This is a genomic window from Clostridioides sp. ES-S-0108-01 (genome assembly GCF_020662285.1).
Lineage (GTDB): Bacteria > Bacillota > Clostridia > Peptostreptococcales > Peptostreptococcaceae > Clostridioides.
Genome location: NZ_JADGMN010000016.1, coordinates 35,195 through 49,767 on the forward strand (window position 1 = coordinate 35,195; position 14,573 = coordinate 49,767).

The 14,573-nt window shown below is 26.2% G+C and carries 12 protein-coding genes; 1 reads left to right on the forward strand and 11 read right to left on the reverse strand.

The annotated features are described in order from the left end of the window. Window positions 1-3: 3 nt before the first annotated feature. From IR152_RS14310 to IR152_RS14335, 6 genes are all read right to left on the reverse strand, one after another. On the reverse strand, window positions 4-1,668 hold the full coding sequence (locus IR152_RS14310; RefSeq protein WP_227452615.1) for an ABC1 kinase family protein: 1,665 nt from the start codon (window positions 1,666-1,668) through the stop codon (window positions 4-6). A 297-nt stretch (window positions 1,669-1,965) separates the two neighbouring features. Then, entirely contained in the window at window positions 1,966-2,463 is a 498-nt protein-coding gene (locus tag IR152_RS14315; protein ID WP_227452616.1) for a gamma carbonic anhydrase family protein, read from the reverse strand. 26 nt (window positions 2,464-2,489) lie between these two features. After that, a complete protein-coding gene (gene scfB / locus IR152_RS14320; protein WP_227452617.1) occupies window positions 2,490-3,869 on the reverse strand; it encodes a thioether cross-link-forming SCIFF peptide maturase in 1,380 nt (459 codons plus the stop codon). Window positions 3,870-4,172: 303 nt separating this feature from the next. After that, window positions 4,173-4,319, reverse strand: a complete 147-nt coding sequence (locus IR152_RS14325; protein ID WP_227452618.1) for a cyclic lactone autoinducer peptide — start codon at window positions 4,317-4,319, stop codon at window positions 4,173-4,175. A 3-nt stretch (window positions 4,320-4,322) separates the two neighbouring features. Continuing rightward, window positions 4,323-4,928 (reverse strand): accessory gene regulator ArgB-like protein, encoded by a 606-nt coding sequence (locus IR152_RS14330; protein WP_227452619.1) that lies wholly within the window; start codon window positions 4,926-4,928, stop codon window positions 4,323-4,325. Window positions 4,929-5,212: 284 nt separating this feature from the next. Next, entirely contained in the window at window positions 5,213-6,643 is a 1,431-nt protein-coding gene (locus tag IR152_RS14335; RefSeq protein ID WP_227452620.1) for a DUF4116 domain-containing protein, read from the reverse strand. 343 nt (window positions 6,644-6,986) lie between these two features. On the opposite strand from IR152_RS14335, the gene IR152_RS14340 reads away from it, so the two are divergent. Then, entirely contained in the window at window positions 6,987-7,652 is a 666-nt protein-coding gene (locus IR152_RS14340; RefSeq protein ID WP_227452621.1) for a hypothetical protein, read from the forward strand. Between the two features lie 792 nt (window positions 7,653-8,444). On the opposite strand, the gene ptsP is transcribed toward IR152_RS14340, so the two are convergent. From ptsP to IR152_RS14365, 5 genes are all read right to left on the reverse strand, one after another. Beyond that, window positions 8,445-10,157 (reverse strand): phosphoenolpyruvate--protein phosphotransferase, encoded by a 1,713-nt coding sequence (ptsP, locus tag IR152_RS14345; protein WP_227452622.1) that lies wholly within the window; start codon window positions 10,155-10,157, stop codon window positions 8,445-8,447. A 349-nt stretch (window positions 10,158-10,506) separates the two neighbouring features. Further along, a complete protein-coding gene (locus IR152_RS14350; RefSeq protein ID WP_003422895.1) occupies window positions 10,507-10,767 on the reverse strand; it encodes an HPr family phosphocarrier protein in 261 nt (86 codons plus the stop codon). A 190-nt stretch (window positions 10,768-10,957) separates the two neighbouring features. Next, window positions 10,958-12,169 (reverse strand): patatin-like phospholipase family protein, encoded by a 1,212-nt coding sequence (locus IR152_RS14355; protein ID WP_227452623.1) that lies wholly within the window; start codon window positions 12,167-12,169, stop codon window positions 10,958-10,960. Between the two features lie 231 nt (window positions 12,170-12,400). Next, entirely contained in the window at window positions 12,401-14,134 is a 1,734-nt protein-coding gene (locus IR152_RS14360) for an Eco57I restriction-modification methylase domain-containing protein (protein WP_227452624.1), read from the reverse strand. A 39-nt stretch (window positions 14,135-14,173) separates the two neighbouring features. Further along, window positions 14,174-14,572, reverse strand: a complete 399-nt coding sequence (locus IR152_RS14365) for an RrF2 family transcriptional regulator (RefSeq protein ID WP_227452625.1) — start codon at window positions 14,570-14,572, stop codon at window positions 14,174-14,176. Window position 14,573: the final 1 nt, after the last annotated feature.

Sequence of the window (14,573 nt, forward strand, 5' to 3'; positions counted from 1 at the left end):
CCCCTAATCTTTTTTGTATTTTGACCTAACACTCCTTATAACTAAGCAAAGCCCTATTATAAAAGAAATAAAGAAACCTGCTATAGCAGTAAACTTTATCCATATATTATTTTCTATATTTGGAGATGCAATTATAAGAGAAGAACCTACTATAATCGATGCCAACACCAAACTCAGAGATATTTGAGATGTTAACTCTAGTATACAATTTTCTAATCTTGTCATTTTAACATCTTCAATTTGCATTTTTATGTTATTTCTTTCTATATTTTTTAAAATTGCTTTTAATTGCTTTGGAATAGTTTTTATATCCAGTAATATTTCTTCTACATTTTGTCTTGAACTTAAAATAACATTTTTAGGATTAAATTTACTCTTATAATGATGTTTCATAAACTCTTTTCCCATAGAACTAAAAGAAAAATCTGTGTTTAAAGTTCTACTTGTCCCTTCTAATGTTATGACCGTCTTGGCAAGAGTGACAAGTTGTACAGGCATGACTATTTTGTACTGTCTAAAAAATCTAAATAGTTCATTTAATATATCTGTTACATTTATTTTTTCTATAGAAATATCATAGTAGTAATGTATTAGATAAAGTAAATCCTGTCTAAGCCCTTTAATATCAGCCTCTCCATTTAATGCATCCATTTCTATCAATAGATATATTATTTTGTCAACATTCTTTTCTACACCTGCTAATGCAATTTCATTTAATTGATTTAAAGTTTTATTATCAATAATTCCAATCATTCCGAAATCTATATATGCTATCTTATTTTTAGCAACTACGAATATATTACCTGGATGTGGGTCTGCATGAAAAAAGCCATGAGATAATACCTGTGTAAAAAAAGACCTAACTCCTATTTCAACAATAGTTTTTGTGTTATAACCTAGCCTCTTTATTTTTTCTACATCACTTAACTTTGTACCATTAACTTTCTCCATTACTAAAATTTTCTTAGTATTATATTCTGAGTAAATTTTAGGTATATATACTTCATCACTATTTTTAAATATCCTAGAAAATTTAGTTGCATTTATAGCTTCAAATGTGTAATCAAGTTCCCTCATTAATTGAGTTTGAAATTCTTCAATCATTTGTACTAAATCTAAATTAAAATCCTTTTTTAAATCCTTTAAAGTATTTGCAATTGTTCTAAGAATTTCTAAATCAGATTTTATTATTTTCTCTATATTGGGCCTTTGAATTTTTACAATTACTTCTTCTCCAGTTCTAAGTACACCCTCATAAACTTGACCAATTGAAGCTGCTGCTATTGGTTCTTCTTTAAATTCTAAGAATATTTCTTCTATACTTAAACCCACTTCTTCTTCAAATATCTCAATAGCTATATTTGAGTCAAATTTTTCTACATCATCTCTAAGTTTTGATATCTCATCAATTATATCTTGGTCTAATAAATCTTTTCTTGTACTTAATATCTGTCCTATTTTTATATATGTAGGCCCTAGTTCTTCTAAAACTCTTTTCATTCTCTCACCAGTTGTCATATTTTTTATTTCTTCTGGTGGGTCAAATGGTGGTATTTTATAGGCAATTCCTTCTATATTTAGTCTTTCTACAATAAAACTAAAACCATACTTTATTAAAACATATCCGATTTCTCTATATCGCTTTAAATTTCTATAACTTATTCTCAAATCTTTTCACTCCTAAGATAGGTATACCCAAAAACTTACACCTTAATTTATCATATATGACATCATTTCACCAATTGATATTCTAATATCTTATATCCTCTTTAATATTTAATTTTATCACATATACTAGCAATTTTATTAAAATTATTTAACACAGTTGATTTTTATTTTTGACATTTTATATCTAGCTTAATCAAATACTCTTTAAAAAGTAAAATATCAACAAAATCTAATAAAATAAATTAGTGGTTGTCTCAAAACAGATTTAAATATGTTTTGAAACAACCACTCTTTAATTTAATATTTTTGATTTTGTGCTGCTTCTATATACCATTTATAGGATTCATCAATATATCTTTTATCTTCTTCTGTAAGTTCTCTAACAACTTTTCCAGGAGAACCCATTATCAAAACGCCTGGTGGAAACTTCTTATTAGAAGTAATCAATGTACCTGCTCCTATCAGAGTATATTCTCCTATTTCAGCATTATCCAATATTATTGAACCCATACCAATTAACACATTATCACTAATTTTACAACCATGAACTATCGACCTATGTCCAACTGTTACATTATTACCAATTATAGTTTCTATATCTCCATGCACTATAGAACAATCTTGTATATTAGTATTTTCTCCAATAATTATTGGACCTTCATCACCTCTAACTACTGCATTATACCATACACTTGAATCTTTGCCTATTTTAACATTTCCAATTATATCTGCTGATTTTGCTACAAATACACTTTCATCAATTAAAGGCTTATCTTCTAAATACTCTCTAATCATATAAACAACTCCTTTAAAATATAAATTTAGTTGGTTGCTCCTTCTAACATCAACTTAGCTTGTATCATTATAGAACACTCTGTACGTTTTCTTTGCATTTCACAGCCTAATTCATATGGTTTTGATATGTCATTATTAAAGTTTATCGCATTTGCATGACATCCACCTGAACAGTAAAACTTATTCCAACATTGTTTACATTCTTCTTTAGTATATACATGAGCTTCTCTAAACATATTTTTTAAGTTTTCTGGAAGTACAATTTTTTCATCAAATATATTTGCCATTTTAAATTCTTCATTTCCAACAAATTGATGGCATGGATATATATCTCCATTTGGTGTTACAGAAAGATACTCATTTCCAGCCCCACATCCAGTTATTCTTTTTATTACACATGGACCTTGATTTAAATCTATCATAAAATGGAAAAACTTAAATCCATCTCCTTGTAATTGTCTATCTGCATACTCTACAGCAAATTTTTCGTACTCTTCAAATATCTTAGGTAAATCTTCTTCTCTAAGTGCATATGGATTACTTTCATCTCCAACGACTGGCTCTACAGATGTTAATTTAAATCCTAAATCTGCAAAATGCATAACATCTTTAGAAAAATCTAAATTATCTCTTGTAAAAGTACCTCTTATATAATAATACTTGTCTTTTGCTCTTTTTTCTACAAGTTTCTTAAATCGTGGTAATGTAATATCATAACTTCCTCTATCATTTAAAGTTGGTCTCATATTATCATTAACTTCTTTTCTTCCATCTAAACTTAAAACTACATTATGCATATTTTCATTTATATAATCTATAATCTCATCATTTAACAGTACACCATTTGTAGTTATTGTAAATCTTATATTTTTATTATAATCTTTTTCAATACTTCTTCCATAATCAACCAATTGTTTTACAACTTCAAAATTCATCAAAGGTTCTCCCCCAAAGAAATCTATCTCTAGGTTCTTTCTACTTCCTGAATTAGCAATCAAATAGTCAATTGCTGCCTTACCTACTTCAAAACTCATAAGTTCTTTTTCTCCTCCAAAATCACCTTGAGCTGCAAAACAGTATTTACATTTTAAATTACAATCATGGGCTACATTTAAACATAAGGCTTTTACTACAGGCTCTCTATGTACAAAACTTGGATGATATTGATATGTATCTTCTGTATATAAAAGACCTTCTTTTTCCAAATTTGATATTTCTTCATATGCTTCATTTATTTTTTCTTCTTGATACTTTGATTTTAATATCTCTAATATTTCTTCTTTACTTTTTTCTTTATAAAAATCTAATAAGTCGTATGCAACATCATCTAACACATGAACAGCTCCACCATTCACATCTAAAACGATATTATATCCATTCATAGAAAATTTATGTATCATACTCATACTCTACCTCCTAAATTACTATCTATGCTAAAGTTTTTTATTGTTTTAATTAAACTTTACCCTTCATTATATCACAAGTTTACCTAAAATACATAAAATACAAAAATGACTTACTCCCCGTAAGTCATTTCATTGAATACACTATATCCCCCTAAATTGGCGCACTAATATATTATCAAATAGCTATTAGGCTCCTATAAAATAAATAAAATAAATTTTGTACCTGATTTTATATGATTTTAACCTTATTAAAATATAATAATTTCTTTTTTATAATAATTTTGTATAAATAAGTGCTTTTGTTTAATTTATCCTCTTTAAATTACTGATTTCTTTAGGTACCTTAGGCTGATGTATAATCCATGGGCAAGTACTATTAGCTGTCAAGATAGCAGTACTAAGTGCCAATGAACTAGCAAACTTCATAAATTTTACAATAAATTTCTTCATAACTTAATTCTCCCTCATACATATTCTACTTATATTTTTAGCTTTTAGCTTACCTAATACTAACATCATAAAAATCCAAAACATAGCAAATACGCTATATATGAAATAATCTACAAATATACTCAAAGAAAAACTTAAAATTGTCATTAATGACACTACTGTAGATATAAGTATAGCAATTTTTTTGTAAACCAACTTCTCTCTATCACTTATAGGATTGTTCCTATGTTCTATTGGGCATAGAACACAAATTCCAACCCAACTAATACTAGCAATAACCATAATAATATTTTTAAATAAGTCTATATTTAGATTTTCTATAATTAATATTGTAGATAAAATTATAAAAACAAAAGTCAATAGACATCTAAAATAATTGTCTGCATGATACCCTCCTGAAAATTGTCTTATTGGACAATAACACATTAAAAAAAACAATACATATGTAAATTTACCAAATAAAAAACCTATAAACAGTATGGTGGTTATATTAATTATGAAAGCTATCAATATTTCAAAGCCATAAGAATAGACTTTAGATTCATTATTATCTATTATCTTATTACAAATTAAAGTAGATGTCATTTTATCAGCATATCTCTTAAACATTTTTACCTCCCAAAAAATTTTACATATATAGAGTACCTACTTTTTTGAGAAAATTCAATATATTTTACAAAACTAGTTGTTAAAATTGTAAAACTGGTCAAAAATAGACTTATATAATTTTCTATTTATTATTTATATAACAAAAAAATTATAATAAAACAGTTTTATTAAGCTTTATATGCATAAAGACACATAACTTATTACTATAAGCCATGTGTCTTTATTTATTACAAAATATCAATTTTCATTTATTTACATATATTTTTCTATATATTTTTACCTTTTTAACTTTGTTTTTGTTTTACATACTGTAGTGCTTTTCTATTCTGTTTCACTGCTTCCAGGCAAACTTTTTCTGTTTGATTATCAACAAATTCTAAAGATCTATAATTTTGCTTTACTGCTTCTAAACATATTTTTTCTGTTTGGTTATTTACATATTTCAACATTCTATAATCTTGTTTTACTGCTTTTAAACAAACTTCTTCTGTTTGTTCTTTCACATATTTAAGAGCTTCATAACTTTGATTAACTGCTTCTAGACAAACTTCTTCTGTTTGTTCTTTTACATATTGTAGAGCATTATAATTTTCTCTTACTGCCTCTAGGCATATTAATTCTGTCTGATTTTCTATATATTTAAGAATTTTTCCATTTTGCTTTACTGCTTCTACAAATATTCTTTCCGTTGGTATCTTTACATAGCTTAAGATTTCTTTTATTTCAAGATCTTCAAATGAACCTTTTATTGCTTCTATACATATATCTTCAGTCTGTTTTTTTACATATTGCAATACTTTTCCATTTTGTCTAACTGACTCCAAGCAAATTTCTTCTGTTTGCTCTTTTACATACTGTAATGCTCTTCCATCATTTCTTACTGCTTCCAAGCAAATTTCTTCTGTTTGCTTATTTACATACTGTAGAGCCATATAACTTCTTTTTACTGCTTCTATACATATTTTTTCTGTCTGCTCATTTACATAATACAATGCAAAATCATTCTGTTTTACTGCTTCTATACATATTTCTTCTGTTTGCTCTTTTACACAAGATAATGCACTATAGTTTTCCTTTACAGCTTCTAAACATATACTATTACTTTGTTCTTTGACATAAGCTAAAGATTTTCCGTCTTTTTTTACAGCTTCTAAACATATAGTTAGAGTTTGCTCTTTTATTCCTTTTAGTATCTCTGCAACATCATTTTTTGATGCCCTTTCTATAAATGCTATACATACATCTTCTGTCTGCTCTTCTACAAATTTAAAAACTTCCATAACATCGTAAGTTGATGCATTTTTTATAGCCTCAATTAATACATTTTCTGTCTTATTATTTATGTAATACAAAGCTCTGTAGTTCTGTTTGACTGCTTCTATACAAATATTCTCATTTTGATTTGTTATATACTTAAGAGCTTTATACGTCTGTTTAACGGCTTCCATACATACTCTATAAGTCTTGTCCTTTACAAACTCAATTATAGTACCATCCTGCTTTACTGCTAGCAGACACATCTCTTCTGTTTGGTTTTCTATGTCTTTTAACTCTCTGTAATCATATTTTACTCTGCTTAAATCATTTAAATGTACTTTGTTATCTTCCTTTAAATCTTCCTCATTATTTTCTATATCATACTCAAATTCTTCATCATCTAAATAGTCATTTTTTTCTGGTAAAAATATAGATTTAATTTTATTCTTTATATCCATAAAATTATCCTCCTTTAATATGATTCTATCATTAAAGTAAATCGTTTTTAAGCACTTATTTAATTAATTTTATATTAAGTTTCTTTAAAAGTCTATTCATTGTCGATAGATTATATTTTATATTAATAATTTTATCTTATATATGTGGGGTAATAAAGTTAATAGTGGACATTTCTCATCCCATTAGTATACACTATTTATATTTATTACTCATTTATAGTGATTTTTTTCAAATTTTTTCTTATTTACTATATCATATTTATCCAATTTATGATATTATTTAAATATAATATAAGTTTTATAAAGTATATTAAATATATTATAAGATGGAGGTCGAGTAATTTTGAAAGGAAACATAGTACAATATAATTTTGCAGATATAGAGGAAGAAGTATATTCGTTGGATTATGCTATAGCATGGAATACAGACGAGGAAAACGTAAACATAATACCATTTACAAATAAATTCTGTAAAGAATCTATAGAATCTTTTTGCCTAGGTAAAATTAATAACTTTGTTGAAATATTAAATAAAGGTTTTGTTGAAAATCATCATTATGTACATTTAGATAAAATGATTAGTGTTCCTAAGAAAAAAGTTAATTTAGTATATCAACAAGACACACATGGTTATCTTCTAAGAGATGATAATGACAACCTTATTCCTGCAAAAATAACTTCAGAGCAGTCTAAATCTATATCAAGTAAGATGGAGTTATTCTGTGCTGGTGAAGAAAAATGTTTAATTAATATATTACTAAAGGCTGACCCATCATATATTTTAGATGTAGATAGTATAAAAGATAAAAACATTCTAAATCTAGGTTATGAGTCTATTGATAGATATAAAGAATACAATTTTGATGATGATAAGATTTTAATATTTTTTATAAATAAAAAACGTTATTCAGTGATTATGAAAAAAACAAACAACTCTGATAGTGATTTAGTTTCCAGAAACAATGCTATTAAAGAATTATTTACTAATAAAGCAGGAAATCTTAACTAGTATTATAATTTTAAATTATATTATTAATTAAATTAATAATAGTATACAAAGAGGCTGTCTCAAAATAGAGATAAGCTTCTTTTTCATTGTTGAAATAATAAAATATATTTAATTCTATATAAAAGAGAGTGCCTCATAAACTAAAAAGTTCATTTTGAGACACCCTCCTATTTATAATAAACAAATAAATCCTTAAACCTATCGAGTGGTTATAATTTTTAGATTGGGTTATCTTGCATTTTTAAATTTAAGGTAACTTTCTACTCTAAACTTTAATCTCTAATCAATATCATCAACTGTAACAACTTACAATTAAATCTTTAATAATCAAACTTTAGACTATCTATATTAAAACTCAAATTAGATTTAGGATTTATTTGGATATCACATTTATTTTATTAACTACTAATCAATTGTTTTTACTTATAAACTTATTCTTCCCTAATTCTATTATTAAATACTTTTAATTATTTTTCAATACCATATTTTTTTAATTTTTACTATTACATCACAAAATTATTATGTTACTCCATCACAACTACTTTTGATACCATTTAAGAATGAATCTTCATTTTAATAGTACTTTTATTGCTAATAACATCCATATCTACTATAGTCACAATGTAGTTTTGCTTTTTCACAAAACGACTATTACACAGATTAAGTAATTCTTAGTAATCTTTTATAAAAAAGAGATGCTTCAAATTTTTATTTTGAAACATATCCTTTTTAATTCGTAAAATATAATTTTGTTATTTAGAAAAATGAATTTTAGTAACTATATAATATTAATTATATATTAAAAGTCTTTTCTATATAGCTTTTTATTTCTTCAGCAGTACCCATATTAAGTACATCATCAGCTAATTTTTTCATATCTGACTCTTTAACTGAAGTTATTAACTTTCTAGCAGGAAGTATTGATATTGGAGACATAGAGAACTCGTCTAATCCCATACCTAAAAGTATTGGTATCATTTTTTGGTCTCCAGCAGATTCTCCACACATACCTGCCCATTTTCCTTCTTTATGTGCATTGTCTATAACAGTCTTTATAAGTCTTAAAACAGCTGGATTAAATTGATTGTAAAGATAACTTATCTTTTGATTCATTCTATCAACTGCACAAGTGTATTGAATTAAATCATTAGTTCCTATAGAGAAGAAATCTACATGTTTAGCCAATACATCAGATATTACAGCAGCAGATGGAACTTCTATCATCATACCAATTTCTACATCTTTAGCATAAACCACACCTTCAGAATCAAGTTCTGCTAAAACTTCTTTTACAACTTCTTTAGCTTGTAATAACTCTTCTAAAGATGAAATCATTGGGAACATGATTCTTAATCTTCCATGAACACTAGCTCTATATAAAGCTCTCAATTGAGTCTTAAATATATCTTTTCTATCTAGGCAAAGTCTTATTGCTCTGTAACCTAAGAATGGATTCATTTCAGGTTCCATACTTAAATAACTTAATTCTTTATCTCCACCTATATCCAACGTTCTTATAACTATAGGCTTTCCATCCATTCCTTCTAATACAGCCTTGTATGCTTCATATTGTATTTCTTCTGTTGGGAAAGAATCTCTATCCATGTATAAAAATTCTGTTCTATAAAGACCAACACCTTCAGCATCATTCTTTATTAGACCTTCTATATCATTAGGTGTTCCTATGTTACCAGCTAATTCTACATGTTTTCCATCTAAAGTTACAGATGGCTTTCCTTTTAATAGCTGTAACGCTTTTCTCTCATCTTCATACTTAGCCTTTAACTCAGTATATTTATTTATAGTCTCTTCATCAGGATTAACGATTACTTCACCAGTATCCCCATTGAAAACTACAAAGTCTCCATCCTTAACTTTTGAAGTTATATCATTTAATCCAACGATTGCAGCTATTTCTAAAGTTCTAGACATGATAGCAGTATGAGAAGTTCTTCCACCTATATCAGTTAAAAATCCTAAAACCATTTTTTTATTCATAGTTGCTGTATCCGATGGAGTTAAATCATGTGCTATTAGTACAACTTCTTCACTTAAAGCAGATAAATCAACAACTTTAATTCCTAATATATGTCTAAGTATCCTATTTGTAACATCTTTTATATCTGCCGCTCTTTCTTTCATATACTCATTGTCCATAGACTCAAACATGCTAACAAACATCTCTTTTATTTCATTTAAAGCATACTCTGCATTTACACTTTCAGTTTTAATTTTATCTATTGCAGAACCAATTAACTCTGGGTCTTCTAAAACTAATAAATGCGCTTCAAATATTTCTGCCTCTTCTGCTCCTAATTCTTCAGAAGCCTTTTCCTTAACCTTTATTAATTCTTCTTTAGAAACTGCAACTGCATTTTCTAATTTAGCAATTTCCACTTCAATATTATCTATAGATTTTTTTTCAATTACTAATTCACTATGCTCAACTACTAACGCTTTCCCTAAAGCAACACCAGGAGAAGCACCTATTCCTTTATAAGCCATAACCCTACCTCCTAAAAAATATCATCTGACGTATAAACTCTATAAATTTATATAAATACTTTATATTTTTATAGTTTTATTTCCCTAATAATTTTTTATAAAATTTTATAAACTACTTGTTAGTATATTTTTACTCTGAATTTATGATTAAAAATATCTTATTTCATCTTCTAAAATATTTGTATTTTCATACCCAATTAACAATAGTCTTAATCTTCTGATTAAATAAACATGAAAGTAACAAAGAAATTAAATATCTACAAATGTTGGTCTATATACGTTTAATACTTCTTTGTTACTTTAAGTAATAATTAGATTATAAATATCAAATTTTTAAAAATTATTATATCTATTCTCCAAATCCACTTTCAACTAATTCAACCATTGCAGCTAAAGCTACTTCTTCATCTTCTCCATTTACAACTAACTTTAATTCTTCTCCTTGAGCTAAACCTAAACTCATTATTCCCATTATTGATTTTGCGTTTACAGTTTTGTCTTTTGCTACAACCTCTACTGTTGATTTAAATTCAGCTGCCTTTTTAACAAACATTCCTGCTGGTCTAGCATGTAATCCACTTGCATTTTTGATACTAACTACTTTTTCCATTTTTTAAATCCTCCTATAAACTTTACATTTTATATTTTTTAAAATTGTTTTCCTATTTTTTACTTTAATGGTACTTAGTGGTACTTTTTTGTCCTATGGTCATTTTTTGTTCCCACTAGTGCTACAAAAACATTATACTACTAATATACACTTTTTTCGAGTATAATTACAAATTTTTTTTGTTTTTTATTTAACTTTGATTTTTTATGTCTTTTATAATACAATTTGTCAATAATTTTGTGTTTTTGTTCTTTTTAATACTAATTTTAGGTCTAATTTCAAAATTAGAAGCTAAATTTTTATTAGAATCAATATTTGTATTTACAGCATCTATAACCTTGTTAAAATCATATAATTTTATCCTGTTTATACTATTTTCTTCAAGTTTTTTTTCATATATGCAGTAAAATAAATCTCTATATGAAAAGTCCTTTGGCAATCCAAGCACCTCACCAAGCTTTGGTATTACACTTTCCATAACAGTTCTAAGTGAAGTATCTCTTTTTATATTCAATAAATTACAAATATATTCTATTGTTTCATTGCTCATACTTCTAAACTTATCAAAGCAATATTCTTCATTGTACTTATATTCTACATCAAAATAATACTTAATCCCAGTGCATCTTTCATATGCTTTCATAGTATCTAAATAACCCAATCGAATATTTTTTTCTACATTATCTCTATCTTTATTAAGAGAACCTCCTAGATACTCTGACGGTATTATAGTTTTTACATTTATATTCTGGTGTCTACTTAGATTCATTTTACCAATAAAATCATCAAGCAGCCTAATTACAACAACATCTTCATAACCTTTGTCTTCTAAAAGCCCTATTGGCATGTTATCACAAAACATTCCATCAAGATACAATTTATCATCCATCATATTCGTTTGAAAAATAGGCAAGCTGGAACTAGCGATTAAATAATCAATCAGTCTTCCTTTCGGTATATCTTCAATATACAATGGATATGGATTAATCTTTTTATCCCACCAAACAGTAACAAGTCCAAAGTCTTTTTTTGATTTCCTTATTATGTCTTCATTTAATGTTGTTTCCATTAGTTGTCTTAAAGGGCTTATATCTATACCTTCATTTTTTCTAGCTTTATTTATAAGTTCAAACACTACATTGATATTTTTAGTAGTCAAATCTACATTTTTAAATCTCTCATAGGCTTCTCTATCAATATTCATAAAATGAGTATAATCATAATTTAACCAAATATCTTCCATTACTTCAATATCATTTTGAATTATATATGCTCCATTTAAAGCACCAATTGATGTGCCAGTTACTCCTTGAAACTCTATCCCAAGCTCTCTTAAAGCTTTATATGCCCCTATTTGGTAGGCTCCTTTTGTTCCTCCACCTTCTAAAACTAATCCTTTCATATTATCACCTACTATATCAAAAACTTTTCTGATTTTTATTCCTCAGCAAATATTAATTCAAAAAACTATTTTTAGTTATTGGAGAAAAATAAAATTGCACAAATTCATTTTTATTTTATCAAAAAAATATTAAAAAGTATATATTTTTAATATTTTTTATATGGCTAACTTTTTATTTCTAAATTTAAATAAATAATTAATACCTTGTAATTTTTTTGTATTTACAGGTGCTTATATACCCAAAGAATCCATTATTAAGTCATCTATTTTTATCTGCAATTTTTCTACTTTTCCTTTATCCATAGACTCATCTAATAAAATTGATATTATTTGCTTTGATAAATTCTCTATTTCTTCATAATTATTATCTCTAAAAATCCTTATCTTCATAACTTTATTAGGATAGTAATCATATATATTTTTACTCATTTTTTTAGCAGTTATTTTAAAGTATTTATCATAAATACTGGAATTTAAAATTCCAACTAGATATTCATACGAAAATTTGTTTAAATACTCTTCTTTTATGAAAAAAGAATATACATCTGCACTTGAAAAATTGTTATCATAATCTATAGCAAATCTATTTTCATTTGATTTATAAGGATACATTATCTTTTTTCTTTCAAAGAAAAGCTTTTCTCTACCCCATTGAAGTTCATACCATTTCCTTATTCCACTTTTACATTCTCTTCTGTTTTCTAACCTTGTCTTATACATCCCTATAATCTCATCTAGTATCTTTTTATTTGTATTCTCATTATCTATATCATTTGAGTATATCAGCCTATAATCACTTTTATCTACTACATACTTATTTATATTTTTACTTTTTATCCAACACTTTAAAAATTTATCATCTACAAGATTCAATTTTACATCATCTTTACTTAAAATAAATGCTTTGTCACATCCTGTGATTATTCCTTGAAAACTTATTGCTATATCTTCCAAACTATATTTACATTTTTCTTGTATCTTATTATAAAAAATTTCATCATCTTTATTTACAAGTATCCATTCGTCAGATAGCAAACTCTGATTTATATTAAAATGCTCAAATTTGCTACTGTTTAGAAGTTCTTCTAGTGTTTCAAATTTATTTACGCATATATCCTCACTTTTGATTTTAAATACATCTATATGCGTATCTTTTGATTTTTTCTTATCAAAAGTGAAGATACAACTAGATACACCTATATTTTTAAATATATTTGCACCTAAAAAATCTACTATTTCTTTAACATTGACATTTGATTTAATATATTCTCTCAAATCTTTACCCGATAGACTTTCTAAGAAATATCTTGGAGTTATAACACTACCAGTTCCTCCTTGTTTTAAGATATCTATAATCTTTTTATAAAAACAAAAATATAAGTCAGCTTTATCCTTATAAACTTCACTATATTTTTCTAGGAGAAATTTTTTATATTTCTTTTCAAGTTTTTTATGACCAATATATGGTGGATTACCAACTATGTAATCGAACTTATATCGCCATTTCTTTTTAAGACTATCACAACAAAATAGATTAATCTTTATATCAGATTCATCTAAATCGTTTATTACCTTTTTATTCCTTAAGCTATCTTTTAATATACTTATGGCTTTTTCATCAATATCAGCACCATATATACAATAGTTTAATATATGACGGTGTATGTTATCAATAGTCCAATAATTTTCATCATATTTCTTTTTTAATTCATATATATTTTCCTCAAATAAATCGTATAAAATATCGTATACTTCTAAAAGAAAATTTCCGCACCCACAGGAAATATCGAGTATTCGTGGATATGGATTTTTAATTATATCGTGATTTTTTAAAGTTTTCTTTACAATATAATCTACAATGATTTTAGGAGTATAATATATTCCACTTGCTTTTTTAGTATCTACATCTAAACTATTCTCATACTCTTTAGATAGTAGAAAATTATCTTGAGATATATCATCCATAACCGAAAACCTCCAATTATTATCATAGCTGAAAATTTTTTATTCTAGTATTTGTCTTATAGATTTTCTCGATAAAAGTTTATAAATTTCTTTTTCTATTTCTAGTAATTCGCGATTTAATTTACAACCTTTTAAGCAATTATCGCAATTAGATACATATCTCGTACATTTGTTTATATATATTTTTCCATCAATTACTTCTACAATAGTTCTTAGACTTATTGTATCCAATGATACATTTAACATGTATTTCTTGCCATCTTCTTTATTAAAAGTAAGAATGTTATTTGCACAAAGCTTTCTAAGCAATCTATATAGTGTTAACATTGGTATATCTTCATTTTTTAATATCATTTTAGCATCTATTGGATTATCCTCTCCATTATTAAATATAGCTCTTATGATTCTTATTGAATAATCTACATCTTCTGAAATCATC